We start from the raw sequence: 26,488 nt of genomic DNA, 5'->3' as shown, positions 1-26,488 counted from the left end.
GCGGAGGCAGGCGATACGGGAACCCGACAGCGGCCCCACCCACGGCCGAAGCTCAGTCCGCACGGAGTCCGCACCGTCCTCACTTGTCGCGGGACGAACCGGAGCGCTCGCCCTTCTGGCAGCGCTCGCAGTCGCACGGGAGGCAGGGCAGGGCGGTGGCCAACTCGTTGATCGTGCTGGCCCGGTCCAGCTCCACGCGATCATTCGCGACCTTGGAAACCCGCCCTTGGGTACGCCTCACGGCGGCGGCAAGATCCGCTTGCGCCATGCCCAGACGAAGGCGCTGGCGTCGCACCCTTCGTCCAACCGTCTCGTTCTCGTGCTGCATGCTTCGGTGCTGGCATACCTGTGGCGACCTGCCGAGAGGCATCTTCGGCGCTGGCGGGAGCAATTTGTCGAGCCACCCGGACACCCCGGTCGCCAAAGCCCTGCGTGCCGCGCTCACCCGGCAGCTCGGGGCCGGGGAGGTCGCCACGGGCACCGGCTACAACGGCGGCCTCAACTGGCTCGATGAACCTGGCACGCTCGTCCCGCCCTGCCGGCCGTGACGGGTCAGCGCCGAGGAACGGTCAACCACGCGAGACCGGAGCCCGCGGCTGTTGTGGCTAACGCTATGAGCCACCCCGGAACGCGCTGGATCGTCAATCGCAACCCGCCGCAACGCAGTTCGAACGCGGGGGCTTGTTCGTCAGTTCGCTCGTCTGCCATATCTCCATCCCAGCAGCGTCAATCACGCGTGAGACCCCTACCGGCACGGTGCGCCTTCTGGGTTTGACCTGCTGAACATCTCATTCGATGAGGAGGTGGGTAGACCATAGGGCGCGCCCTGGCGTGTCCTGGCGAATCGTGCTTGACCTGCTCAGCAGTGATGACCGACGAGTAAGCGCATCGAGGTTCGGGTACTCCGCCGTGCACACTGCTGACGCTCACGCCTCCCCCCACCGTCGGGAAGTGCGCCCCATGCCACTTTGAGGCCCGCGACGAATCGACCGTCAAGCCGAAAGGTTGACATTCGGAGGGTCAGCCCTCCGTGTGCTTGCGTTCCAGGAAGACTCTGGGGCAGTTCAGCTCCTTTGCGATCTTCGCCAGGTTCGCCGGTGTGGCATTGCGCCACCCCGATTCGATCTCACCCATCAACTGCTCGGAGATCCCCAGCCGCTCAGCGAGTGCCCGCTTCGTGAGACCGGCCTTTTTGCGAGCCCATGTGACGGCCTCCGGCTCATGGTCCAGCACGCGCGGGCGCGTCCGTACACGTCTGATCGTCACCACTGCTCCCAGGTGCGAAGTTTTGTGTAGTCCCATGCGGGGCGGGCCTCGGTGACCGACTGGTCCGCCAGTGCACGACGGCTTGTAGCCGATGGTGACGACGAGGACGGGCGCCTCCTCGGCCACCTCCTGGCCGCAGGCCACCGGCAGAACCAGGCTGCCCGCAGTTGCCCCGAAGACCACGTCGACCAGAGCGGCACGCAGGCCCTGCCTGCGCACGCCGGTCCGGGTGGGGTCCTCACCCGCCCAGAACGGCAGATGCCCGCTGACCACCTCGCCGCTGTCGGTGGCGATCGTGCACGTCCGGCGGGGGAACCGAACCCTCACGGGACGTTCACGCCGACACCTCCACGCCCGCGTGGGCCGGGCCGCACACCGCCCAGACCATCTTTCCGACGCCTGCGCGCTCACCGACTCCCCAGCGGCCACCCGTCAGCGCGTCCACCAGAACCAGACCGCGCCCGCACTCCTCATCCGGGTGCACCTCCCGCCGCTCCGGCCTGGTCTCGCCGGCGTCATGCACCTCGATCCGCACACCGCTTGCCCGGCGCTCGAACCGCGTCTCAACATGACGCCCCTCCGGCTGCCGCGCGTGCCGCAGCGCATTGGTGAACAACTCCGAGAGCACCAGCACAGCGGACTCCATCACCTCAACCGGCGTGCCCCACTTGGCAAGGTGGAGCCGGAGTTCATCCCGCGCCCGCTGAACGTTCTCCGGGTCGTACGCCCACCGGTGAGCGATGACGCACGGGCCCGCAGGGGCGTTCGGCACAGGCAGCATCACCGCGACTCCCCCCGATTCCACGGGGCCACCGCATAGGCGGCATGCCAGCCGGGGATCCGGCGTCCGTTTAACGCGGTCGTCACCTCGGCAACCAGCCGAACGATACGGTCCATGCGTCGGCGCTCCTTGCAACGTTGACCTCGCCCCGGGGCCGCGAGCACGGTCGCCGGGGTCCTTACTGACAGTCAGCATCCCGACACGCGCCCGCGGGGAGTTGCACCGATCGGTGCAACTCCCCGCCGTAATGACCTGCTAGATCCCGATCCACTCCGCGTACTGGGCCAGCGCGCTGCTACGGACCCGCTCGCGCCGCTTCATGGCGAGAACCGTCTCTCGGACGGTGGGGTGGTAGCGCGTCTGCTGAGGTGCGATCCTGCGCGCCCGGACAAGACAATCCAGCGCCTTCTCGGGGCGGTTCGCCCAGAAGTACGCTCGGCCGAGGTCCATCCAATGGTGACCGGCCCTTGACCGTGACCAGTCGCGTGGGATCCGAACGCTCTTGGATATCTCGATTGCCTGATCCCATTGCCCCAGTTCACACGCAATGGCTACCGCGTGTACTCCGACGTTGGGCAGTCCCCAGGTAAGGCCATAGCTGGGAAGCTCCCCAGATGCCTGCGCAATACCACGGGCATCCGCCAACCGGGCGTCAGCACTGTCGGCGTCCTTCGCCCGACCGGCGATAACGGCAGCCCGCAAGTGGAGACTCCCACGCAGTGCCGATAGATCTTCGGAGCGACGCATTTGCGCCCCGCCCAGATCTCGCAAGGCCTGATCGATCACCAGCATTCCGACTTCGTAGCGCCCGGACGACAGGATGGTTTGGGCTCTCAGGTAGGCGTGCATTGCGGCAAGCCCAGGCTCATCAGCGCGAGGCGCCGCCAACGCAATACGGTCCAACGCAACCGTAGCAAGGTCGATATATCCAAAATTCCAGGAAAGAGTGAAGATGCATCGAAATGCGTTTGCCAGGCATTCGTAACCCTGGCGCTGCTCCTCCCCCGCTGTTGTGTGAATGGCATGAACCAACTCATCGATGACTGCGGGAAGATCGCGCGCCATTGGCATGTAATCCGCTTCACGGCGTTGAACGAGCAGGCGCTGAACGTCCACGCGGATCAGGCTGATCGGGCGCGGTGGAATCTCCTGGTCGTGCGGCACGTCCCAATTCTCCATGCCCACGCGGATAGGCTGGATCAAGTCGTCCAGACGATCGCGGCGGAGTTCCTCGATGAAAGGCTGTCCCAGCAGGTCTGATGTAGTGACGTTGAGGGCGCGGGCGCAAGCGGCGACGAGAGCAGCCGAGGCAGGCTTCTGCCCGCACTCCACCTTCGAAATCAGCGACTTGGAAATATTGGCACGCATGGCGAGTCCTTGTTGCAGTAGACCTCGCTGCTTGCGGAATCTCGCAATTCGCGCGCCGATGTGCTCATCCACGTCATCGGGCATGCTCTGCTCCGTTCTGCTTCGACACCAAAACGGTACCCCCTGTGCACGGCCAGTAGCCACGCTCGACCCTGCGTCGCGCTGACATGCGCGCGTGCGCAGAACCGGTAGTCAGACGTGTTGGGGTCGGTGAGCACCCGCCAGGGACCATCGCCCTGCCCGATGTCCGCGCGGGACGCGCCGAGGGCCAGCAGGCGTGCGACCTCCGTCTGCGGGGGCCGGGCCGGCCGCCGTCCAGCGCAGCGCCTACGCACAGAACAGCGCCGGCGCGCGTACATCGGCCGCATCGGAGACCACCGCGGTCAGCTGTGCCATCCGCGCTCCGCCGTCCGCAGGACCGGGACATTCCGGGCTGCGCAAGCTTTCTCCAAGGCTTCGCCAAGGGTTCCAACACCCCGCCGGGACATCCGTCCGTCTGGAGGTTTCCACCGGCCCCGCGAGGGGCCTCACAGGTTATCGGGGGGATGTCGTGTCCATCATGGAAATCACGAACCATCGAACGACGCGGGGAGGGGACGCCGACCAGTGGAGCACGCTGGCCGGGCACAAGACCGTACTGGTGCCGGTGCACACCGAGGTCTACGGGCACCGGCTGAAGGATCTTCTGCCGCTGCTTCACTCCGACCTTCGGGTCGAGGTCACCTTCACCGTCGCGCCGCACGCCTTCAACAACGGGGTCGCCCGCTTCCTGACGGGACTCGGGGCGAACGTCATGCCGTGGGCCGAGGCAGTACGCACCGACTTCGACCTCGCGATCGCCGCGGGATCGCAGGGCATGGAAAAGCTACGCGCCCCGCTGGTACGGATCCCGCACGGCGGGGGGCACATGTCACTGGCCCGAGTGCCGTCCGGCGAACAGCGCGGTGACCTGACCGCGGGCGCACGGGAGCCGGGGGGCATCACCGGGCGCGGCTACCTCACCTGGGACGGTGCCGTCGTACCGCGGGCGGTCGCGCTGCCGCATCGCGACGATCTGCGGGCGCTGCGGCGCTGGTGCCCCGAGGCGCTTCCAGTCGCCAAGGTCGTCGGCGATCCGACGTACGACCGGATCGCGGCCAGTCTGCCCTTCCGGGACGAGTATCGTGCGGCGATCGGCTTGGCGCCCGGGCAGCAACTGGTGCTCGTGCCCTCGACGTGGGGGCGCCGCTCATCGTTCAACCGCCTGGACGCCCTGCTGCCGCGGCTGTTGGCGGAACTGCCGAGGGACCGCTTTCTCACCGCGCTTCTGGTGCACCCCAACACGTTCTCCCGGCACGGGCGTTACCAGGTCCGGGCTTGGCTTGCCGACTGTCGCAGGGCCGGGGTGACGGTCGTCTCGCCGGACGCCGACTGGCGGGCCATGCTGGTCGCCGCGCACTTCGTGCTGGGCGACTTTGGCTCGGTAACGCTGTACGCGACGATGACCGGTGCGCCCATTGTGCTCGCCCGCTATCCGTACCAGGACGCGAACCCGGCCTCGCCCGGGGTCGCGATGGCACGGACCGCACCCGCGCTCAGCCCGACCCGGCCGCTGGCCGACCAACTGGCCTATGCCGCGGCGGAATACTCGCAGCGGGACTTCCGGCGGATCGCCGGCCGGATATCGTCCGAGCCAGGCCGCTTCGCCCGGAACATGCGCGCGCTGATCTACGAACAGCTCGGCCTCGGCCAGCCGGCCTACCCGCCCACGACCGAGCCGGTCACCCTGTCCGCAAGTGAGGTTGCCCTGTGAGCGGGCAGCTTCTGCCTGACCACGTACGGGTCGACCTGGACGCTGTCTCCTGCGAGGCGTGGCGCGCGTGCGCCGATGTGCTGTACGGCACCGGGAGTCCGCGGTCGGCCGTCCCGCTTCTGCGGCGCTATCCCGGCTGTCTGCTGGTGTCGCTACGGGACGGCCGCGGCCGGTGCGTGACGCTCGCCCGCATCGTAAGGGCGGACAGCGAAGGCGCGTTGATCTGCGGCCTCCAGGTCCGCACGGGTGTGTTGAGCCGCCGCGACCATGCCCTGCTGGCGTCGAGATTCTACGGTCGGCTGGTCGCGGGCAGCTGCAGTTCTGCCGGGCGGTGGGCGGCGGTGCTCAAGGCGGCTCCGGATCGTGCAGTCGGCCGGTCAGGCGGCGGGCGTCCCGCGGGCTGACCGGGGTGTAGCGGGCCAGGGACTGTTCGTACCAGTCCCTGGCCCGCTGCTGCTGGCCCCGGCCCGCGGCAACCGTCCCCAGGAACTCCAGGACGCGCGCCTGCCAGTGAACCGAGCCGCAGGCGGCGAACTCCGCGAGTGCCTGGTGCAGTTCCCGGGCGGCCAAGGCGGTGTGGGCGGCCCCGCCAGCGGCATGGGCCATGCCGAGGAAGGCCAGCGCCCGCGCGGCGTCGTACGGGTCGGGGACGGCCAGCAAGTCGGCGCGGGCCCGGCTGAGCAGGTCAACCGCCTCATGCGGTGCGCCCGCGGTGAGGGCGAGGTCTCCGAGGCACAGCCGGCTCAGGGCCGCGCCCCGGGCGTGGCCGATGGTCTCGCGCAGGTCGAGAGCCTGGCGGAAGAAGGTGGTGGCGCGGTCCGGCCGGCCGGCGAGCTGGTGTGCCTGACCGAGGCCGTGCAGTGCCTGGGCCTCGGCCCGCCGGTCGCCGGTGTCCCGGGCCTGCCGCAGTGCGCGGGTGAACCAGTCGGCGGCCTCTTCGCACTGTCCGGCGTTGCACAGACCCGCGCCGCCGGTGGTCAGCATCTGCATCACCGCGGTGTCGCGCCCGGCGCGGGTCGCGGCGGCCAGGCCGAGCCGGTGCGCCTCGATCCACAGGTCGGCGGGGCGCAAGCGGACCCACAACGGCTGCATGCTGTCGACAAGCTGCCACACCTGGTCGTCCCAGCCGCGCCCCACAGCGGTCCGTACCGCCGCCATCAGCGGCAGGCGCTCGGTGTCCAGCCAGGCCAACGCGGAGATCGGGCCGTCGAAAGGCGGCGGGCCCTCTGGGCAATGCAGGTAGTCGCGGGGCATCCGGCGATGGGTCGGCGACAGCAGTGCCTTGGCCTCGGACGCGGTCCACAGATACCAGTCGAGCGCCCCGCGTACGGCGGCGTCCTGGGCGTCGGGGGTGTCCTCGGCCGCGGCACGCTGGGCAGCGTGCAACTGGATCAGGTCGTGGAAACGGAAACGGTCGGGGCCGATCTCTTCGAGCAGGCTGACATCGACCAGTTCGTCGAGCAGGTCCTCCGCCCGCTCCGGGGAGAGCGCGCAGGCCGCCGCGGCGGCGCCCGCACCGAAGTCGGTGACCGGAAGCAGTCCCAACTGCCGGTAGCCGCGCGCGATCTCGGGCGGCAGTGCGCCGTACGACGCGTCGAGCGCGGCCTGCACCGCACGTTCACCCCCGAAACCGAGATGCGTGAGCCGGCCGTCCTCCTGCCTCATCGCTCCGACGAGAGCGGCCAGCGGCTGGCGCGGCCGCGCTGCCATCCGGGCGGCCGCCACGCACACCGCGAGCGGTAGCCCGGCGCAGAGCCGGGCGAGATCGGCTGCGGCCGCCCGCTCCCTGGCGACCCGCTCACCGCCGAGGCGGCGGTCGAGCAGTTCCAGAGCGGCGGCGGGATCGAGTATGTCGAGGTGGTGGAAGCCGGCACCGTCCAGTCCGAGCCCGGGCAGCCGGCGCCTGCTGGTCACCGCCACCAGAGCGCCGGGTGCCGCCGGCAGCAGCGGACGGATCTGGGCGACGCTGAAAGCGTTGTCGAGGAAAAGGACGACCCGTAAGTCCGCCGTGACCGTACGCCACAGGGTGGCCTGTTCCGCCGGTTCCGCCGGCGGCTGCTCCACACCCAAGCCGCGCAGGAACCGTCCGAGCACCGCGCTGGGCGGCACGGGTTCGTCGTCGGTGTGGCCTCGCAGATCGGCGTAGAGCTGCCCGTCGGGATACCCGGCGGCCAGCCGGTGCAGCCACGTCGCGATGAGCGCCGTCTTGCCGACGCCGGCCGCACCGGTGACCACGACGAGGGGCGGGGCCATCCCGTGAGCGGTGTCCAGCAGCACGTCGAGGGCGGCCAGGTCCGCGACGCGGTCGGTGAAGTGGGCCGGGGCCGGGATCAGCTGCCGCGGTACGCCGGTCCGCCGGGCGGGCTCCGCGGCTTCGTACCGGTGCTCGTACAGATGAATGCCGCCGCTGACGTGGCGGGCCTGCACGACGGGTCCGGTGATCCGGGCGTCGCCCGCCACCGTGTTGGCTGTTCGGTCGCCCGCGACGGGCTCGGCCGTACGGTCGCCCGCGCCTGAGTCTGCCGGGCCGGCGTCTTCCGCGTCCTCGCCGCGGTCCTGGACCGGCTGCTGGTCCACGCATGTCCTCCCGGTGTGCCCGACGGCATGTCAGCCCGCCCGTCAAAGGTGGCAGAGTTCTCTGTCCTCGACAGACCCGGCAACCCTTTCCCGACCATGAAAGATCGGCATTGACAAAGTAAGAAAGCTTTCAGCCAATAGCTTCCCACTTTCGAGGGACGCTATTGCCCGTCACTGACGGCATGTCACTCTGGAGCCGCGGGGTGGCCGGCGTGAGGAGCGTGCTGGTGGAGATCGACATCCTGGTGCTTGGCCCGGTGGAATTATGGGTCGGGGGGCGCCTCAAGATGCACGGGGCCGCCAAGGCGACCCACCTGCTGGCCGCTCTCGCGCTGGACGCGGGTCGGTCGGTCCCGCTCGACACCCTGGCCGACCGGCTCTGGGACGACTCACCGCCCGCCAAGCCACGGGCGTCGCTGTACTCCTACGTCACGGGCATCCGCGACAAGCTCGGCCGCGAGCGGCTGTCCCAGCTCGCCCACGCCTACCGGCTCGATATCGAGCCGGACGCGGTCGACCAGCACCGTTTCGAGCGGTTCACCACCCAGGCGAGTTCCCTGGCCGCCAGCGGCGACGACGCCCAGGCCCTCGTCCTGCTGCGCAAGGCCGAGTCGCTGTGGCGCGGTCCACCGCTCACCGGCTTCACGGGGCTGTGGACCGAGCAGGTCAGGCTGAGGCTCATCGAGCGGCGGCTGGCGGCGACGGTGCTGCGCGCCGAGATCGAGGTCCGGGGCGGGCAATACAACCGGGCGCTTGAGGATCTGACCGCGCTGGCCGAGCAGTACCCGATGGACGAGACCATCGCCGCGCTGTTCATGACCGCGGCTTACGCCTCCGAGCGCCAGACGGCCGCGCTGCGCGCCTACGAATCCATACGCCGGCGGCTGCGCGACGAGGGCACAGAGCCGGGCGAGGCCCTGGTCCGTGTCCACCGGGGCATCCTGGACCACGCGCCCGCCGGGGAGTTGCTGGCCCGCCGCTCGCCCGGCCCCGCCCCGCCCGCGCCGTACAACATTCCGGCGCACAGCGGTGTACTGATCGGGCGGGCGGCGGAGTTACAGGCGCTCCGCACGCCGGTGCCGGGAGTCGTCGCCTTCCAGACCGTCACCGGAATGGTGGGGGTGGGCAAGACCCAACTGGCCCTGCACAGCGCGCGCCGACTGGCCAGGCACTATCCATCGGGGCAGATCTATCTGAATCTGCAGGCGCATTCCGGCCGCACACCGATGTCGCCGCAGACCGCCCTGGCCACGCTGCTACGGCATTTCGGCGTCCCCGCCCAGACGGTGGCGCGCCATCAGGACGACCTCACCACCTTGTGGCGGACCGTGCTCAGCGCTCGCCGGGCCATCGTCGTGCTGGACGACGCGGCGGGACCCGAGCAGCTTCGGCCACTGCTGCCCGGCGACTCGCCGTCGCTGATCATCATCACCAGCCGCCGCCGTCTGACGGGACTGCCCGGCATCCGTCATGTGATGCTCGATGTTCTCTCCCCCGCAGAAGCGGAGAAGCTGTTCACCACGCTCGCGGACGACGGCAGGAACCATGATCCGGCTGACGTGGCCGCGCTGGCCCGGCTCTGCGGCTACCTCCCGCTCGCGCTGGAACTCACCGCGGCCCGCCTCAGGTCGCGCCCCACCTGGACCGTCGCCCACCTGGTCGGACGGCTGTCGCACGGCCCCGGCCGGCTCGCGGAGATCCGCGACGGGCAGCGTGAGATCGGAGCGGCGTTCGCACTGTCCTACGACGCACTTCCGCCGGCGCACCAGCGGGTCTTCCGGCTGCTCAGCCTGCACTTCGGGCCCACGTTCTGCGCGCAGGCCACTGCGGCGCTCATCGATCTGCCGCTGCCGGAGACCGAACGCATACTCGAATCGCTGCTCGATGCCCATCTGGTCCGCGAGCCCGCTCCCGACCGGTACGACCTCCACGATCTTCTGGCGACCTACGCACGCTCCCTGGTGGACCAGGAACCGGCTACTGAGCGGGACACAGCACTCGACCGGCTGGCCGCCTTCTACCTGCATACGGTGACCGCCGCCGACCACGCGCTCTTCGAGCGGCGCCCACGCCTCGACCTCGGCGTGGCGGACTCCCCCTTCGCACTGCCGGCCTGGACCGGCCAGCCCGACGCGAGGACCTGGCTGCGGTTGGAGACCGACGCCGTAGTGGCCGCCGAACTGCACCTGCGTGGACACGGCAGCCCGCGTCAGGCAGCGTGCTTGGCGCACGCGGCGGCCGGCTTCCTAGACTCCGAGGGGCTGTGGGCGGAGGCCGAACACATGCACACGCAGGCGGTCGACTGGTGGCAGGCGGCGGGCGAACAGTCGGCCGAGGCTCACTCCTTGCTCGCCCTGGCCGCAGTCCAGTCCCAGATCGGCCACTACGAAGCGGCCGACACGACCGCCCGGCGCGCGATGGCGGTCGCTGTCGAAGTCGGCGACACAGCCACGGAGGCGGAGTCGCTGCGGGCACTCGGGCTGCTCAGCTGGGACCTCGGGCGACTCAAGGAGTCGCGCGCACTCCTGAGCGAGGCACTGCGACTGCGGGAATTACTTGGAGATATGTGGAATATCACCAGATGCCGGAACAATCTCGGCATCAGCCTGCTGCACCTTGGCGACCACACCCGGGCGGGAGAGTGCTTCCGTGAAGCTCTGGCTGGATTTGTCCGGACAAAGGACCCGCGAGGTGAGGCTCAGGCGCTCAATAATCTGGGCGACCTCCACCTGCACTTAGGTGAGATCGAGTTGGCACACACCGCATTCCAGCGGACTCTGGACCTGACTTCTCGGGTCGGCAGCCGCTCCGAGACGGCAATCGCCCAACTCAATCTGGCGAACACACTGCGCATCCCCGAGGATCTGCCGGCGGCGCTCGCAATGCACCGTGAGGCGCTGGCGATATTTCGCCATATCGGCGACAAAAGGAATGAGGTCGTCACCCTCAACGCAATCGGCACAGCACTGCACCGCGCGGCGCAGCATGTCGAGTCCGCAGCCCACTACTCGGCCGCCCTGGCATTGGCACGGAAGATCGGGGCAGCCCAGGAAGAGATTCAGGCATTACGCGGCCTCGGCCTCACGGAGCTGCATTCGGGACGAATGGCGACATCCAAGGAGCAACTGTCCGCCGCGTTGCGCATTGCGCGCCGGATCAACGCAGAGGAGGAAGAAGCACGTACGCACAGCGCGCTCGCCGACCTCCACCTCGCCGACGGCCGCCGCGAAGAAGCTGCTTCACATTTGCGTCTGGCATATTCGATCCACTCAAAGTCAAACACGTGGGAATCCAGGCGCACACGGGACAGGCTGGAAAAACTGCGGGACACATGAAGCCTTTGAAGAGATGTACTACGCGCGTACTAGTGGGCTTCAATAGTTGGCAGTGACTGATTCGCATACGGAGTTGCGGTACTCCTGAGGCGCGTGATCCAATGCGGATCATGGTGCCGGCACACCACACCCTCAACGATCGCAGCTCCCGGCAAAGGAACGTCCGTGCTCGTTTCAGTACCGCCTGCACCATCGCCCGCCGAGGTTTTCACGGCCGCCGCATACCGTTCCACACCTGAAAAGACCGCGGCACCGGTAATTGCCGACCCCGGGCCACTGGCGGAATTCTCGTATTCCATAACCGTGGCGTACCGCCCGGACCAGTGCATGCCCTCACGGACACGTTCAACAGCCAGCTGACGTAGCCGTCGCGCGGCGCCGACGTACCGCGTTGCCGTGAGGCTCGGACGGTCCGGGCCTCACGGCAGCAGGACGGCGGCGCCGTTGACGTGGTCGGCGGACAGGGCGGTGAGGGCGCGGTCGGCCTGGGCGAGGGGGTAGCGGGTGACGGTGGCGTGCAGGCCGATGCGGGTGGCGGTGGCGAGGAAGTCGGCGCCGTCCTTGCGGGTGTTCGAGGTCACGCTCCGGAGGTTGCGCTCCTGGAAGAGGTGGCGCTGGTAGTTCAGCGCCGGGATGTCGGTGAGGTGGATGCCCGCCACCGCCAGGGTCCCGCCGCGGTCGAGGGCGGCGAGCGCGACCGGGACCAGGTCGCCGACCGGGGCGAAGAGTACGGCCGCGTCCAGGGGCTCCGGCGGCTCGTCGTAGGCGTCGCGGGCCGAGGACGCGCCCAGTGCCAGGGCCAGGTCGCGGGCGGCCGGCGACCGGGTCAGTACGTGCACGGTGGCGCCCTCCGCCAGTGCGACCTGGGCGGCCAGGTGGGCGGACGCGCCGAAGCCGTAGACACCGAGCCGGCCGCCCGGCTGGAGGTCGCTGCGGCGCAGGGCCCGGTAGCCGATGATGCCCGCGCACAGCAGTGGCGCGAGCTGCGCCGGGTCGGCCGCGCCGGGCAGCGGGTACACGTAGTCGGCCGGCAGCAAAGTGCGCTCGGCGAAACCGCCGTCGGCGTCCCAGCCCGTGTAGACGGAGGCGGGGCACAGATTCTCCCGGCCGAGCCGGCAGTACCGGCACACCCCGCAGGTGCCGCGCAGCCACGCGCCGCCGACCAGGTCGCCGGCCGTGAAGCGGGTCACCCCCTCCCCCGCGGCGAGCACCCGCCCGACGATCTCGTGCCCGGGCACGGTGGCCGGGCGGTGCGGGGCGAGGTCGCCCTCGGCCAGGTGCAGGTCGGTGCGGCACACTCCGCAGGCCTCCACCTCGACCAGCAGCTCACCGGGTCCCGGGGCGCCCACCTCCCGGCGGACGCGTACCAGCGGCCCGCCCGCGATCGGCCCGGGCGTACCGACCGCCCAGCCGCTGATGTCCTGCGCGAGGTCAGGAGTCATACCTCCAGCATGCGACCGGCGCAGGACCCCGGCAATCGGCCCGCCCCCGGCGTGCGCGGCCGGCCGCGTACCCGAGCGGCGACGTGCTCGTGAAGCCGGAGACTCAGCGGGTCACGCGGTAGCGGGCCATCATGCAGTCGTCCTCGTGGTCGAGGATGTGGCAGTGCCAGACGTAGCCCCGCAGGCGCATGCCGTTCATGGCGGCGAAGGACGCGTCCGGGTCGAAGCCCAGTTCCGCCGCCGCGGGGAAGCGGACCAGGACCCGGGTCACCATGCCCGGCGGGCAGCCCACCGTGTCCTTGGCGCCCGCCTCCCACGCCAGTGGCGGCTGCGCGGCCCCCAGCAGGTACGGGTCGGCGGACGGCGACCACGCGGTGCCGGGGTTCGGGCGCGGGTTGGCCGCGCGGTAGGCCGCCACGTCGAAGCGCTGCCGCTCGACGATGCGCATATGCACCAGGTGCAGGTGCATGGGGTGCGCCTCGGCGGAGGCGTTGACGAACTCCCACACCTCGGCGGTGCCCTGCCGCGGGGTCAGGATCGGCCCGTCGTCGTACCGCAGGTTGTTCATCATCATCCCGGCGGGCGGCCAGCCGTCGGCCAGCGCCGGGGTGAGGGTGACGACCCGGCGCGGCACACTGCCGGCGGCGGGGAGCGCCGGCAGCGGCGCCGGGCGGCCCGCGCCGCCGCGCAGCCTGGCCGGCGGCGCCGAGGCGAAGCCGCGGACACCGGTACCCACGAAGCGCATGATGTCGGCCAGCGGCACCACACCGGTGGCGGCGACCGTCTCGGGTGACTCCTGCTGGTCGTCGGTCAGGTCCACGTGGTCGCCCGCGGCCAGCGTGCCGAAGTCCACGACGAGGTCGAGGCGTTCGCCGGGCGCGAGGCGTACGGCGGTGGTGCGGGCCGGGGCGTCCAGCAGCCCCGCGTCGTTGCCGACCACCCAGAACGGCATCCGGTTGGTGAAGAACAGCCGGTAGGCGCGGGCGTTGGAGGCGTTGAGCACCCGGAAGCGGTAGCAGCCGCGCGCCACCCGCAGATACGGGGACACCACACCGTTGACCGTCATCACGTCGCCGTACGTCCCGCCGTCCCAGTGCCCCTGCGGCATTGTGCGGGTGGTACGGAAGACCAGCGACCCGTCGGCCCCGAAGCGGCGGTCGGCGAGCGTCAGCGGCACCTCGAACTCGCCGCCGGGCAGGCCGAGCGGGTTGTCCGCGGCGCCGGTGTCGTACCGGTCGCGCAGCAGATACATGCCGGCCAGGCCCGCGACCGCGTTGAGCCGCGTGATGCCCATCGCGTGGTCGTGGTACCACAGATGAGCCGCGTCCTGTCCGTTCGGATGGCGGTACGTCAGCTCGGCGCCGGGCCGGAAGGTGTGCTCGGGGTGGCCGTCCGCCTCCGGCGGGGTGATCGCGCCGTGCAGGTGCACCGCCGTACGCGGCAGCGTCCTGTCCAGCTCCGAGGCGCCCTCCAGCGTCGGGTCGATGTCGGCGGCGAACAGGTGCCCGGCGCCGAAGCCGTTGCTGAACGTCAGCGACAGCGGCTCGTCGCGCCGCGCCTCGATGGTCGGCCCGAGATACGGCTGCCCGCCGTACGACCAGGTCCGCGCCACTGCGAGGTCACGGTGGAAGCGGTGGGTGGCCGGGGCCATGGCGATCGTACGGTCCCCGGTCAGCACGGGGGGCACGGGCAGTTCGTCGACGTACGGCGTCAGGCTCGGGGAGGCGAAGGTCAGCGGGGCCTCCGCACCGGCGGCGGGGAAGGCGTCCAGGCCGGTGAGGGCGCCCAGACCGCCGAGACCGCCGGCTGCGAGCAGGGAGCGGCGGGACGGACCGTGCGGCATGCGGGCTCCTCTGGGTGGACGCGGAATGACGATAAGCATCCATATGACCCAACGTCAACGATGTGGGACGTGTCGGGCACGGCGGGTCTCGGCGACGGCTCCGGAACGGCCATGGGGGGTGCCACGTGCGGTGGCGGACGCCTCGTGCTGCGTGTATGGGCCGGTCGCGCAGTTCCCCGCACCCCCCCAAGGGCTGTCCCTGCGCTGCCGCGCCGTCGTGGTCGCGCGCGCGATTCCCCGCGCCCCTCCAGGGGCTGTCCCTGCGCTGTCCCGCCGTCGTGGTCGCGCGCGCGATTCCCCGCGCCCCCCGAAAAACGCTTGCCCTCCGCGCGGGTGGGCGCCCATCAGGCAACCCCGGAGCGCGTTCGACCGCACCGCGAGGTACGTTCGCGGGGGCGCCGCGCGGCGGCGGAGAGGGGAGTGACGTGGCCGGCACTGACGAGGGCGGCCCCGCGCCGGGCGGGAAGACCCTGGCGGTGATCGCCCAGGAGGCGGGCGTCTCCGTGTCCACCGTGTCGAAAGTGCTGCACAACCGCTCCGACGTGGCCGCCCGCACCCGGGCGAAGGTGCAGCGGCTGCTGGCGCAGCACGGCTATCCGGGCAGGAACGGCCCCGCCGCCACCGCGCTGGCCCCCGGCGGCCTCATCGACTTCGTGATCAACGAGCTGGACGGCCCGTGGGCGGTCGAGCTGATCCGGGGCGCCGAGGAGGCGCTGGACGCGGTCGGGATGGGCCTGGTCGTCTCGGCGGCGCACGGCCGCGGCAGCTCGGCCAGGCGCTGGCTGGACTCGCTCGCCGCGCGCCGCACGCTCGGCGCGATCCTGGTGGTGCCGGAGCTGGACCAGGACCAGCACCGGGAGCTGCGCGCCCTCGGTATCCCCTTCGCGCTGATCGCCCCGGTCGAGGAGCCGCCCGCCGGGGTGCCGTGGGTGGGCGCGACGAACTGGCCCGGCGGCCTTGCCGCCACCCGGCACCTGGTACGGCTCGGCCACCGCAGGATCGCGGTGATCGGCGGCCCGCCGCACCGGCTGGCCTCCCGCGCCCGGGTGGACGGCTACCGCTCGGCGCTGGAGGAGGCGGGGCTGCCGTTCGACCCCGGCCTGGTCCGCCACGGCGACTTCACCAACGAACCCGCCTACCGCCACGCGCTGGACCTGCTGCGACTGCCGGACCCGCCGACCGCCGTCTTCGCGGGCAGCGACCAGCAGGCGCTGAGCACCTACCGCGCCGCCGCGACGCTGGGCCTGCGGGTCCCGGCGGACGTGAGCGTCGTCGGCTTCGACGACCTGCCCTTCGCGGACTGGGTCACCCCGCGGCTGACGACGGTGCGCACCCCGCTCGCCGAGATGGCCGCGCTCGCCGCCGGGATGGTGCTGCGGCTGCTCGGCGGCGGGCAGCCGGCCGGCACCAGGGTGGAGGTCGCCAGCGAACTGGTCGTACGCGACAGCAGCGGGCCGCCGCCGACCCGGTGAGTCCCGCCGGCGCCGCGGTGCGTCAGACCACGGGCACGGTGCGTCAGGCCACCGGCGCGGTGCGTCAGGCCGGCGTCGGGGGGATGTGGAAGATCTCCCACTGGTGGCCGTCGAGGTCGTAGAAGCTGCGGGTGTGCATCGGGCTCGCGTCCTCCGCGGCCTTCGCGCGCTGCGCGCCCGCCGCGATCGCGGCGTCCCCGATCCGGTCGACGTCCTCCGCGGCGTCCTGCGACACGGCGACGATCACCGCGGTCGACGCCGTCGCGTCCGCGACGTCCTTGGCGGTGAACGACGCGAAGAAGGGCTGCGTCAGCAGCATCACGAAGCTGCTGTCGGAGACGACCATGCAGGCGGCCCGCTCGTCGGTGTACTGCGGGTCGAAGCGGAAGCCGAGGCTCTGGAAGAAGCCCATGGACCTCTGCAGGTCCTGCACAGGGAGGTTCACGAAGATCTTGCCGGACATGCGTTCCGCCTCTGCTCGGGGTCGTGGTGCTCGGTACTCACCCGGGTGGACCGGCGGGCGGCGCGGAAATCATCGGTTTCCGGCGGCCGAGCGTGACGCGCCGAGCAGCGTGTCCACGACGCGGCCGAACACCAGCCGGCCCGCGTACTGGGTGACCCCGCCGAAGGCGCTCGGCAGCAGCCGCACCCGCAGCTCCTCCTCCCACCGGACGGACGAGCCCTCGCCGTCCGCGCGTACCTCGATCTCGGCCCAGCCGGTGATCACCCGCCCGGTCTTCACCAGCCAGCACCGGCCCGGGTCGCCGTCCGCGGTGGGCGGCTGCCACGCGGCGACGCGCATCGGGTCGTCGAAGGAGGCGCGGCCGAGTCCGGTGCGCGCGACGAAGACCGTGCCGACGCCCGACGGTGGCGGGGTGAGGACGGTGATCCGGGTCAGCGGCACGGTCGCGCTGTGGTCCTCCCACGCGGTCAGCCGCCGCCAGACCTCGGCCGGCGGCAGCTCCGTACGGCGTTCGATCACGAACCTGGGCACCCGGCGAGCGTACCGGCGCCGCCCGGGCTTTCCGACGCGGACACTCCCGTAGCCGGGCACGCACCTCACGGCGGCGCACGGCCGGCCGCACACGCTCACCGCGGCAGGCACCCGCCCCGGCACCTCACCGCGGCGGGGAAACGTCACCAGGCGGCGGGCGCGTAGTCCTTGAGGAAGCAGCCGTAGAGGTCCTCGCCCTGCTCGCCGCGCACGATCGGGTCGTAGACGCGGGCGGCGCCGTCGACGAGGTCGAGGGGGGCGTGGAAGCCCTCGGCGGCGAGCCGGATCTTGTCGGGGTGCGGGCGCTCGTCGGTGATCCAGCCGGTGTCGACCGCGGTCATCAGGATGCCGTCGGTGTCCAGCATCTCCTGCGCGCTGGTGCGGGTGAGCATGTTGAGCGCGGCCTTGGCCATGTTGGTGTGCGGGTGTCCGGCGCCCTTGTAGCCGCGGGAGAACTGGCCCTCCATGGCGGAGACGTTGACCACGTATTTGCGCCGGGCCGCCGCCGCGGCCATCGCCGGGCGCAGCCTGCTGACCAGTACGAAGGGCGCGGTGACATTGCACAGCTGCACTTCGAGCAGCTCCACCGGGTCGACCTCGCCGACGGTCTGCACCCAGGTGTTGGACGGGTCCAGGTCGGGCACCAGGCCGCCCGCGTCGATGGCGGTGCCGGCCGCGATCCTGGCGAGCGAGGCGGACCCGCTGACCAGGGCGAGGTCGGTCACGTCCTGGGCAGTGAGCGCCTCGCGGCGGGGCGCGGGCAGGGCGGCGGCGGTCTGCGCGCCGCTGCCGAAGGCGCCGAAGACCTCGGTGGGCGGGAGTTCGCCGGCCGGCAGCGGCGCGGCCTCGGCGGCGACCAGCTCGCGGTAGGCGGCCGGGGAGCGGCGTACGGTCTGGGCGGCGTTGTTGATCAGGATGTCCAGCGGGCCGTCCGCGGCGACGGAGTCGGCCAGCGCCACCACCTGGGCCGGGTCGCGCAGGTCTATACCGACGATCTTGAGCCGGTGTATCCACTGGTCGCTGTCCGGCATGGCCTTGAAGCGGCGGACCGCGTCGTTGGGGAAGCGGGTGGTCACGGTGGTGTGGGCGCCGTCCCGCAGCAGCCGCAGCGCGATGTACATGCCGATCTTGGCGCGTCCGCCGGTGAGCAGCGCGCGCCGCCCTGCCAGGTCGGTGCGGGCGTCCCTGCGTGCCCGGTTCTCGCGGGCGCAGTCCTGGCACAGCTGGTGGTAGAAGGCGTCGACCTCGACGTAGCGGGTCTTGCAGACGTAGCAGGACCTGGGGCGTTCCAGGATGCCGGCGATCTCGGTGCTGACCGAGGCGGCGAGCTGGATGCCCAGCGTCTCGTCGTCGATACGGTCGGCGGCGCCGGTGGCGGTGGCCTCGGTCACGGCCTTGTCGTTGGCGGTCTTGGCGGCCCTGCGCTCCTGGCGGCGGCGCTGCTTGACCATGCGGTAGACCCCGGCGGTGGCGCGGCGCACCGCGATGGCGTCGGGGTGGTCGACGGGCAGCCCGTCGAGTTCGGCGAGCACGGCCAGGCAGACCTCGAGGCGTGCCGGGTCGATGCCGGGCGCGTCCTCCTCGGGTCCGAGGTCGTGAAAGTCCTGCGCTGTCGCCGTCATCGCGCCGCTGCTCTCCCTGTCCGCCCGGGTCCGCCGGGGTCCCGGTGCCGCCCGGGTACGCCACCGGGTCTCGGGCCGAACTTTACGTTTGACCTGCGGGCAGCTCCAAACCAGGCGGTGGACCCGGCGGTAGTCTCGGGGCGTTTACGCCGCACCGCCCTGGAGGTCCGTTGAGCGCCGAGAACCCCTTCGCCGTGCCGTCCGACGACCCTTTCGGGCCGCACAACCTGCCCTACGGGGTCTTCGGGACCGCCGCGGAGCCGCGGCAGCGGATCGGGGTGCGGCTCGGCGACCGGGTGCTGGACGCGGGGGCCGCGGCGCGGGCGGTGGGGGCGCCGGCGGACATCGCGGAGCTGCTGTCGGCTCCGGTGCTCAATCCGCTGCTGGCCGCGGGGCGCCCGGCGTGGACCCGGGTGCGGGCGGCGCTCACCGAGTGGCTGACCGGCGCGGAGTACCGGGACGCGGTGGGGCCGCTGCTGGCGCCGCTGCCGGAGGTCACGCTGCGGCTGCCGTTCGAGGTCGCCGACTATGTCGACTTCTACGCCTCGGAGCACCACGCGGCGACCGTCGGCCGGATCTTCCGGGCGGGCGGGGACCCGCTGACCCCGAACTGGAAGCACCTGCCGATCGGCTACCACGGCAGGGCCGGCACCGTCGTGGTCTCCGGCTCCCCCGTGGTGCGGCCGTGCGGGCAGCGCAGGCCGGCGGGTGAGGCGGCGCCGTCGTACGGTCCTTCGCTGCGGCTCGACGTGGAGGCGGAGCTGGGCTTCGTGGTGGGCGGCGCCTCGGAGCGGGGCGAGCGGGTGACGATGGCCGGGGCGGACGACCATGTCTTCGGGGTGTGCCTGGTCAACGACTGGTCGGCGCGCGATGTGCAGTCCTGGGAGTACGTGCCGCTCGGGCCGTTCCTCGGCAAGTCCTTCGCGACCTCGGTGTCGCCGTGGGTGGTCCCGCTGGACGCGCTGGCCCACGCCCGTACGGCGCCGCCGCCGCGGGACACCCCGCTGCTGCCGTATCTGGACGACAGCGCGGTGCTGCCGCCGTGCGGCCTGGACATCGCCATGGAGCTGCGACTCAACGGGCACACGCTCTCCCGGCCGCCCTTCGCCGCGATGTACTGGACGTACGCGCAGATGCTGGCGCACCTGACGGTGAACGGGGCGAGCCTGCGCCCCGGTGACCTCTTCGCGTCCGGCACGGTCAGCGGCCCGGACCCGGACAGTGTGGGCGCGCTGATCGAGCTGACCCGCGGCGGCGAGCAGCCGGTCGAGCTGCCGGACGGCACGCGGCGGACCTATCTGGAGGACGGCGACGAGGTCGTCATCACCGCGACCGCGCCGGGCCCCGGCGGCGTACGGGTCGGCCTCGGCGAGGTCGCGGGCCGGATCGAACCGGCCCGCGGGTAGAGCCTGCACGGCACCGCGGGACCGGTGCCGGGCGGGGCGGCGCGTCAGCGGGAGTGGCGGGCGGGTGGGGGGACGTCCTGGACGGGGACCGGCAGGCGGGGGCCACGGGGGGGCACACCCCCGTCGGCGGCGGTGACAGGAGAAGGCCGATTGAACGGTTTCGATCCCTCAGTCCATGTCCCACGCCGGGTCGCCGTCAAGGAAGTCGGCGGGAAGGCGGTGCTGCCGTTCCGCCCGGAGCCGCGCGTCCTCCCACACCTTGCGCAGCACCAGCGGGTCGGCGCCGCAGGCCCGTGCGAACCGCTCGGCGAGGGACCAGCCCGGGAAGCACTCTCCGGACAGCAGGGCGGCGGCGTGCGCGCTCGGTATGCCCAGCCGCGACGCGAGTATCCGCAGCGGCATCCCCGAGGCCCGGTGCAACTGGGAGAGCACGGGCGCGAGGTGGGACCGGTGCCGGTCGGCCGGACGGGGGGCGGTCATCGTACACACCGCCCGCGGCGGTGGGAGTGAGCGGGCAACGGTCGTCCCTCCTCGGAGCGCAGGTCGTGGAATTACGCGATCCCCGGCGCGCCTGGCCCGTGATGCGAAAAGGTCGGGCCCGTTCCGTTTCAGGTCCCAGGTTGCCCCACCGGGCCGGCCGCTGTTCACCACCCCCGGCCCGGCAGCGCCGCCGCCCGGCGGGCGGAGCCGGCAACTTTTCCGGCCCGCCGTCGTTCACCGCCACGTACGCCATCGGCCGCGGCCCGCCGCCGTCCCCCGGGTAAGCACTGGTGAGCGGTACGGCAGCGGGTCCGCGCCGGTCAGGGCGCACCGGCGCGCGGTTCTGCGGCCGGGCCTGCGCCGGCGCGGCCGAACGCTCCGGCGCGGGCCCGGGAAAGAAGTTGCCCCGGGCGCGCAATTGCAGACCGGACGCATCAAGCGGGGCACCCTTGTATCCAGAAGTGACGCATGAAGCGGGTGGGAGTTGGTCATCCTTCAAGTGGGCCTCTCATCTGCATTTGCAGACAGCGGGCTTGATCATCCAACCAGGGACGAGAAGAGGACTCATGGCCGGTCAGAGGCACCCCAAGGATCAAGGAAAACACCTGCTGGGAGCACACGGCGCGGGTGGCTTAGCCGTGGCGTGGCAGAAAAGCACCTACAGCAACCATCAGAGCGCCTGCGTGGAGGTGGGCAACTTCGGTCAGGAAACGGTCGGTTTCCGCGACTCGAAGGACCCGGAGGGCGCAGTTCTTACCTTCGACCGCAGCGAAGTACGGGCATTCGTTGCCGCGGTGGCGGCCGGCGAGTTCACTGGACGGCGGTAACCGGCCGCCCGGCTTGGCAACTTCCGATCTCATATGACTGAGGCAGGATGAGGGGGCCATGAATGTGCCCGCTCAGCGCGAGGGAGAGCCTGCCCGTGTCTGCCCAGCCGTCCCGCGCCCCGCGGGGAGTCCGCAATGTCCGACCGCTGTCCGGCCGGGCGCCGACCGCGCAGCGCATGATCTTCGGTGAGACGCTGCGAAAACACCGCGACGCGCTCGGCCTGACGGAGAAACAGGTGGCGCAGGAGATCGGCGGCTGCTCGGCCTCCAAGATCAGCCGCCTGGAGAGCGGGGAACACGACTTCAAGCAGAAGGATGTCCTGTGCCTGCTCGACATCTACCAGGTCGTGGACCCCGCCGAGCGCACCCGGCTGCTGGAACTGTCCCAGCAGGCCAACGAGAAGGGGTGGTGGGAGGCCTGGCGGGACGTCGCCACCAAGGAGTTGCAGACGTACGTCAGCCTGGAGGACATAGCCGCGCGGATACGGTCCTACGAGAGCGGCCAGCTGCTGGGGCTGCTCCAGACCCCGGACTACACCCGGGCCCTGGTCAAGGCGAACTCCCCCGAGCCCAACGCGCGCACGACCGAGCGGATCATGGAGCTGCGGGCCATGCGGACCGAGCGCTTCCTCCGGGAGTCCTCCGCGCTGCTGATCAGCATTGTGGACGAGGTCACGCTGTCCCGCGGCTACGGGACGAACACGATCATGCGCCGGCAGATCGAGCGGCTGATCGAACTCGCCGCACATGAGCGGATCAGCTTCCGGCTGGCCCCGTCCAGCAAGCTCAATCTCCCGGTGCAGATCGGCACGACCACGGTCTTCGACTTCACCGCGAACCAACTGCCCGCGATCGTCTACGTCGAGCGCTGCAACGGCGGGCTGTACCTCCAGGACCGGCAGGAGGTCGACAGCTACGAACGCGGCTTCGACCGGCTGATGGTCAGCTCGCTGGGACCGGCGGCCTGCCTGCAGAAGCTCAAGGACTACTACAAGAAATACTGCTGAGCCGGCCCCAGCAGGGCCGTCAGCCGCCGGGCCGGCTCCCCGCCGACGGCGCTTTGTGCGCCGTCGGCCCGCCCTCGCGCCGCCCGTTCAGGACTTGCGCGCCACTCCCGCGTACAGCGACGACTCCGCGTCGGAGATCAGCGACGGTCCGCTGGCCGGCTCCGGGTGCCATCGGTGGGCCACTTCCACGCCCGGGGCGAGCAGTTCGAGACCCTCGAAGAAGGCCAGCACCTCGGCGCGGGTGCGCACCTGGAGCGCTGTGCCGTTCTTGCCGTACACCGCGGCTATCCTCGCCCACTCGTCCGGCGCGAAGTCCGGGGTGCAGTGCGAGATCGTCAGGTACGACCCCGGTGCGAGCGGTTCGACGAGGCTGTTCACCACGCCGTAGGCGTCCAGTTCGTCCGGTACGAAGTGCAGCAGCGCGTTCAGGCTCAGCCCGACCGGCTGGGTCAGGTCCAGACAGCCGTGCTCCCGTACGACGTCCAGCAGGTGCGCGGGATCGCGGACATCCGCCTCGACGTAACCGGTGGCGCCCTCGGGCGAGCTGCGCAACAGGCTGTCCGCGTAGACCAGCACGATCGGATCGTTGTCCACATAGGTGATCCTGGCCGCGGCTATCTCGTCCTGGACCACCTCGTGCAGATTGGGCGCGGTGGGGATGCCGGTGCCGATGTCGAGGAACTGCCGGACGCCGTGCTCGCGGGCCAGGAATCGCGCCGAGCGGTGCACGAAGGCGCGGTTCACCCGGGCGACCGTCCGTACCGCGGGGAAGAAACGGATGACTTCCTCGGCCGCGTCCCGGTCGACGGCGTAGTTGGTGTTGCCGCCGAGGAAGTAGTCGTACATTCGCGCACTGTGCGGCATGTCCTGCCGCAGGCGGTCCGCCTCGTCGGCCTCGTCGTCCGCCGTGGCCTGTGGTAATTCGTCGCTCACACCATTGCCCCCATCGATCGCGCTCCGGACCGGAACCGGCGCCGGGACCGGAGCTGAGCCGGCGCCGCGCTCTGCTGAGATCACCTTATGCATGTGCAGGCGGATTGCACGAGGATCCGGCTTTCGTCGCCGACAGTGACCGGACCGCGACAGCGTCGCAAGTCCGAGCGCCTTCGGTCAGCCGCCGATGACGCTCGGGGGGTCTTCCATGAGGACGAAGACGCGGAGCCGGTCGCTGCGCATCGGCCGCAGGGCGACAATGTGGACAACGATCTCGCGGCCCTGGTGGTACGGCAGCCGGAGCTTGCGAATGCTGCCGTCGCCGTGTTCGCGTACCTCCCGGCGGTGCCACATGTCCCGGACGTCGGACGAGCGCGACAGGAGGTCGCGTTTGAGGCGGCGCAGGGCCTCGTTCTTCCGGTAGTGCGACCGCGCGTGGCGGATCTGGCCGACGTAGGCGCGGGCCCAGTCCTCCCGCCAGTTCACCAGCTGCTCGCGGGCGTCCGGGCTCAGCAGTGCCCAGCGCATGATGTTGCCCTGGTGGGCGGCCCAGGGGAACCAGTCGCGCATCTGCTGGTTGTGGCCGATCACGTTCCATGCGACGTCCGCCACGCAGGCGGGGTGGGACTGGTTGTCGATGAAGCGCTGAAGCAACTCGTCCATCTCGACCGCGGCTTCCGCCTGCGGGATGGCGGCGGAGGTGGGCGGCTGCCCCGTGGTCCGCAGATACAAGGTGGTGCGTTCGGTGTGGTTCAGCCGCAGGGCCGTGGAGAGCCGGTCGAGGAAGTCCTCCGAGCAGTCGGTGTCCTCGCCGCGCTCCAGCGAGCCGTACCAGTCCTCGGTGACCCCGGTCAGCCGGGCGACCGCGCTCCGGGACAGGCCGGCTCCCGGCCGCTCCCGCGCGAACGCGTCGGCCGCCTCGGGCAGGTCGGACCGGTCGACGCGCCGCCGCCAGGAGACCAGCAGCTCCGGCAGCGGCCTGCTGTCGATCTCGCCGCTCTCGCCGGGGCCGCTCCAGGAGTCCACAGGCCGACACTAGGCAGCACCGGGTGGACGCGGCGGCCCGCAACACACCGTGACGCGTCGTCCGGAAGCGGGAAACCGCCGTTCAGCGTAGCCGGGGGCGGCGGGCGCCGGTCCTGCAATGGCCGGCGGAGCACGCGCCCGCCCGGCCGGTGGCGGCCGTTTGCCAACCGGGAGCCTGCCCGTAACCTGGGAGAAAGGCCGCTTTGTCGGCACGCCGCCCGGACACGCGGGGAAGGCGGCGCGAGGAGGTGCCTGTAGTGGCACACGACAGCTCATTCAGCGCGATCGAGGCCGCGTACGAGCGCACCGCGTTCGAGCAGTCCGCCGCGGGCCTGGAGATATACGACGCCGGCCTCCGGGTGCTGCGGACCAACTCCGCCGCCCTGGCCATGCGCGGGCGGCGGGCCGACCAGGTCCTGAACCGGCCGGTGAAGGCGCTGGGATCACGGCTTCCGCTGGCCCCGCTGCTCCAGCGGGTCCTGGCCGACGGCGAAGCGGCCGTCCAGCAGCGGGTCGACGGGCACGACGGGCGGGGACACCGGCGGACCTTCGCCGTCACCGCCTTCCCGCTGGAGGACGCGCGGCGCACCATCGGGGTGGGCTCGGTGATCCACGACGTCACCGACGAGACCCGCGCCCGGGTCGCCGCGGAACTGCTCGCCCGGGCCCACGAGGGCATCGGCACCACCCTCGACGCGATGCGCACGGCCCGTGAGCTGGCGGACATCGCGGTCGAGGACTTCGCCGACGCCGTCTCCGTCGACCTCGTCGATTCCGTCCTCCAGGGCGAGACCCCGCCCGAACCGCCCGTCGGCGCGGACGTGCCGCTGCGCCGGGCCGCGTTCGAGACCCGGGGCGAGCTGCGCGGCATCTACCCGGTCGGCGAGACGAGCCACTTCGTCTTCCCCACCCCGTACACCGACGTGCTGGGCGACGTCGCCCCGCGGCTCCTGGACCCGCGCTCCGCGCCCGCCGACTGGCTGACGCACGACGCCGCGCGGGCGGGCGCGCTGCGGGCGGCCGGGATCCACTCGATGATCATCGTGCCGCTGTCGGCGCAGGGGCGCGTGCTGGGCCTGGCCGGCTTCTACCGCGGGCCGCGGCATCCGCTCGACTTCGACGCGACCGATGTGAAGCTGGCCGAGCAGGTCAGCGCCAAGGCGTGCATCCACATCGAGAACGCGCGCCGCTACACCCGGGAGCGCACCACCGCCGTCACGCTCCAGCGCAGCCTGCTGCCGCGGACCTTCCCCGAGGTCTCCGCGGTCACCACCGCGCACTTCCACGCGCCGGGAAGCCGGCAGACGGTCTGGTTCGACGTCATCGCGCTGTCCGGCGCGCGCGTCGGCCTGGCCATCGGCCAGGTCCCCGAGCAGGGGCTGCACGCGACGGTCACCATGGGGCGGTTCCGCACCGCCACGACCACGCTCGCCAACCTGGACCTCCCGCCGGAGGAGCTGCTGGCCCACCTCGACGACGCCACCCACCGCATCGTGCCCGACCACGCGGCGCGGCAGGAGCGGGCCGCAGGGTCGGCGGACGCGCCGCGCTGCCAGTACGCCGTCTACGACCCGGTGTCCGGCGAACTCGCCATCGCCGCCGCCGGCTGGCCCGCGCCGCTGGTGTCCACGCCGGACGGGGCCGTGAGCCGCCTGGACATGCCGGTGGGGCCGCCGCTGGGGCAGGGGGCGGCCTACGAGGTCCGCCGTACGGTTCTGGCTCCGGAGAGCCTGCTGACCCTCTACTCGGAGTCGCTCATCGAACCCGCCTCGGACGCCGCGGAGCGCATGGACCAGCTGGAGCGGGCCGCCGCCCGTTCCGGCCAGGATCCGCGGGCGGCCTGCGACAGCATCGTCGACGGCCTGCTGCCGAGCCGGGCGGGTGACGGCGCCGCCGTCCTCGCGGCCCGCACGCACCGCCTGGTCAACGGCCAGGTCGCCACCTGGACCGGGACGCGGGACGCCGAGACGGTCGCCGACTGCCGGGAGAGGACCGGCGTGCAGCTCGCGGACTGGGGCCTCGGCGCCTGGTCCTTCACCACGGAGATGGTCGTCAGCGAACTCGTCACCAATGTGCTGCGGCACGCCAGCGGAAATCCGCGGGTGCGCCTCATCCACGACCGCTCCCTGACGATCGAGGTGTCCGACGAGTCCAGTACGGCGCCGCACCTGCGCCATGCGCGAGCCCAGGACGAGACCGGCCGCGGCCTGCTGATCATCGCGTCCCTGGCCCGCCGCTGGGGAACGCGCTACTCGCCGGAAGGCAAGACCGTCTGGGTCGAGGAACCGCTGGACGAACCGCCGTGAGGCCCGATGCC

Annotated in this window: 21 protein-coding genes; 8 read left to right on the top strand and 13 right to left on the bottom strand. The window is 71.4% G+C overall.

What is annotated here, in order from left to right:
* Positions 1–79 precede the first annotated feature (79 nt).
* Positions 80–328 (bottom strand): helix-turn-helix domain-containing protein, encoded by a 249-nt coding sequence (locus tag OHA86_RS30525; RefSeq protein WP_329180434.1) that lies wholly within the window; start codon positions 326–328, stop codon positions 80–82.
* A gap of 64 nt (positions 329–392) precedes the next feature.
* Between OHA86_RS30525 and OHA86_RS30520 the strand changes: the two genes are divergently transcribed.
* The gene (locus OHA86_RS30520) at positions 393–548 is read left to right on the top strand and encodes a hypothetical protein (RefSeq protein ID WP_329180432.1); all 156 of its coding nucleotides are present in this window, start codon (positions 393–395) and stop codon (positions 546–548) included.
* A gap of 472 nt (positions 549–1,020) precedes the next feature.
* Here OHA86_RS30520 and OHA86_RS30515 read toward each other — a convergent pair whose 3' ends face one another.
* The 3 genes from OHA86_RS30515 to OHA86_RS30505 form a co-directional block, all read right to left on the bottom strand.
* Positions 1,021–1,593, bottom strand: coding sequence for a helix-turn-helix domain-containing protein (locus OHA86_RS30515; RefSeq protein ID WP_329180430.1), 573 nt, complete (start codon positions 1,591–1,593; stop codon positions 1,021–1,023).
* Positions 1,594–1,600: 7 nt separating this feature from the next.
* Positions 1,601–2,047, bottom strand: a complete 447-nt coding sequence (locus OHA86_RS30510; protein WP_329182617.1) for an ATP-binding protein — start codon at positions 2,045–2,047, stop codon at positions 1,601–1,603.
* A gap of 255 nt (positions 2,048–2,302) precedes the next feature.
* A complete protein-coding gene (locus OHA86_RS30505) occupies positions 2,303–3,499 on the bottom strand; it encodes a helix-turn-helix domain-containing protein (protein ID WP_329180428.1) in 1,197 nt (398 codons plus the stop codon).
* A 475-nt stretch (positions 3,500–3,974) separates the two neighbouring features.
* On the opposite strand from OHA86_RS30505, the gene OHA86_RS30500 reads away from it, so the two are divergent.
* Positions 3,975–5,207 carry a hypothetical protein gene (locus tag OHA86_RS30500; RefSeq protein WP_329180426.1) on the top strand — a complete coding sequence of 411 codons (1,233 nt, stop codon included), beginning with the start codon at positions 3,975–3,977 and terminating at the stop codon, positions 5,205–5,207.
* A gap of 345 nt (positions 5,208–5,552) precedes the next feature.
* Here OHA86_RS30500 and OHA86_RS30495 read toward each other — a convergent pair whose 3' ends face one another.
* Complete coding sequence (locus OHA86_RS30495; RefSeq protein ID WP_329180424.1) at positions 5,553–7,784, bottom strand: tetratricopeptide repeat protein; 2,232 nt, start codon at positions 7,782–7,784, stop codon at positions 5,553–5,555.
* 227 nt (positions 7,785–8,011) lie between these two features.
* Here OHA86_RS30495 and OHA86_RS30490 point away from each other — a divergent pair, with 227 nt between their 5' ends.
* On the top strand, positions 8,012–11,119 hold the full coding sequence (locus OHA86_RS30490) for an AfsR/SARP family transcriptional regulator (protein ID WP_329180423.1): 3,108 nt from the start codon (positions 8,012–8,014) through the stop codon (positions 11,117–11,119).
* 419 nt (positions 11,120–11,538) lie between these two features.
* Here the strand turns inward: OHA86_RS30490 and OHA86_RS30485 are convergent, their stop codons facing one another.
* Complete coding sequence (locus tag OHA86_RS30485; protein WP_329180421.1) at positions 11,539–12,561, bottom strand: zinc-dependent alcohol dehydrogenase family protein; 1,023 nt, start codon at positions 12,559–12,561, stop codon at positions 11,539–11,541.
* A 103-nt stretch (positions 12,562–12,664) separates the two neighbouring features.
* Positions 12,665–14,404 carry a multicopper oxidase family protein gene (locus OHA86_RS30480; protein WP_329180419.1) on the bottom strand — a complete coding sequence of 580 codons (1,740 nt, stop codon included), beginning with the start codon at positions 14,402–14,404 and terminating at the stop codon, positions 12,665–12,667.
* A 425-nt stretch (positions 14,405–14,829) separates the two neighbouring features.
* On the opposite strand from OHA86_RS30480, the gene OHA86_RS30475 reads away from it, so the two are divergent.
* On the top strand, positions 14,830–15,876 hold the full coding sequence (locus tag OHA86_RS30475) for a LacI family DNA-binding transcriptional regulator (protein WP_329180417.1): 1,047 nt from the start codon (positions 14,830–14,832) through the stop codon (positions 15,874–15,876).
* Between the two features lie 64 nt (positions 15,877–15,940).
* On the opposite strand, the gene OHA86_RS30470 is transcribed toward OHA86_RS30475, so the two are convergent.
* From OHA86_RS30470 to OHA86_RS30460, 3 genes are all read right to left on the bottom strand, one after another.
* The gene (locus tag OHA86_RS30470) at positions 15,941–16,339 is read right to left on the bottom strand and encodes a VOC family protein (RefSeq protein WP_329180415.1); all 399 of its coding nucleotides are present in this window, start codon (positions 16,337–16,339) and stop codon (positions 15,941–15,943) included.
* Positions 16,340–16,408: 69 nt separating this feature from the next.
* Complete coding sequence (locus tag OHA86_RS30465) at positions 16,409–16,870, bottom strand: SRPBCC family protein (RefSeq protein ID WP_329180413.1); 462 nt, start codon at positions 16,868–16,870, stop codon at positions 16,409–16,411.
* Between the two features lie 143 nt (positions 16,871–17,013).
* Positions 17,014–18,492: an SDR family NAD(P)-dependent oxidoreductase gene (locus OHA86_RS30460; protein ID WP_329180411.1), complete on the bottom strand. Its 1,479-nt coding sequence runs from the start codon at positions 18,490–18,492 to the stop codon at positions 17,014–17,016.
* 170 nt (positions 18,493–18,662) lie between these two features.
* On the opposite strand from OHA86_RS30460, the gene fahA reads away from it, so the two are divergent.
* Positions 18,663–19,898: a fumarylacetoacetase gene (gene fahA, locus OHA86_RS30455; protein ID WP_329180409.1), complete on the top strand. Its 1,236-nt coding sequence runs from the start codon at positions 18,663–18,665 to the stop codon at positions 19,896–19,898.
* A gap of 168 nt (positions 19,899–20,066) precedes the next feature.
* On the opposite strand, the gene OHA86_RS30450 is transcribed toward fahA, so the two are convergent.
* Positions 20,067–20,378, bottom strand: a complete 312-nt coding sequence (locus OHA86_RS30450) for a helix-turn-helix domain-containing protein (RefSeq protein ID WP_329180407.1) — start codon at positions 20,376–20,378, stop codon at positions 20,067–20,069.
* A gap of 566 nt (positions 20,379–20,944) precedes the next feature.
* Between OHA86_RS30450 and OHA86_RS30445 the strand changes: the two genes are divergently transcribed.
* The gene (locus tag OHA86_RS30445; RefSeq protein ID WP_329180405.1) at positions 20,945–21,205 is read left to right on the top strand and encodes a DUF397 domain-containing protein; all 261 of its coding nucleotides are present in this window, start codon (positions 20,945–20,947) and stop codon (positions 21,203–21,205) included.
* Positions 21,206–21,300: 95 nt separating this feature from the next.
* Positions 21,301–22,212, top strand: a complete 912-nt coding sequence (locus OHA86_RS30440) for a helix-turn-helix domain-containing protein (protein WP_329180403.1) — start codon at positions 21,301–21,303, stop codon at positions 22,210–22,212.
* 87 nt (positions 22,213–22,299) lie between these two features.
* Here OHA86_RS30440 and OHA86_RS30435 read toward each other — a convergent pair whose 3' ends face one another.
* Together OHA86_RS30435 and OHA86_RS30430 are read right to left on the bottom strand one after the other, a co-directional pair.
* Positions 22,300–23,145: an SAM-dependent methyltransferase gene (locus OHA86_RS30435; RefSeq protein WP_329180401.1), complete on the bottom strand. Its 846-nt coding sequence runs from the start codon at positions 23,143–23,145 to the stop codon at positions 22,300–22,302.
* A gap of 177 nt (positions 23,146–23,322) precedes the next feature.
* Positions 23,323–24,171, bottom strand: a complete 849-nt coding sequence (locus OHA86_RS30430; protein ID WP_329180399.1) for a helix-turn-helix transcriptional regulator — start codon at positions 24,169–24,171, stop codon at positions 23,323–23,325.
* 257 nt (positions 24,172–24,428) lie between these two features.
* Here OHA86_RS30430 and OHA86_RS30425 point away from each other — a divergent pair, with 257 nt between their 5' ends.
* Positions 24,429–26,477 carry a SpoIIE family protein phosphatase gene (locus OHA86_RS30425; RefSeq protein ID WP_329180397.1) on the top strand — a complete coding sequence of 683 codons (2,049 nt, stop codon included), beginning with the start codon at positions 24,429–24,431 and terminating at the stop codon, positions 26,475–26,477.
* The last annotated feature ends 11 nt before the right edge of the window (positions 26,478–26,488 follow it).

It is taken from the genome of Streptomyces sp. NBC_01477, from assembly GCF_036227245.1.
Classification (GTDB): Bacteria; Actinomycetota; Actinomycetes; order Streptomycetales; family Streptomycetaceae; genus Actinacidiphila.
This window is presented reverse-complemented; position numbering and strand designations above follow the sequence as displayed.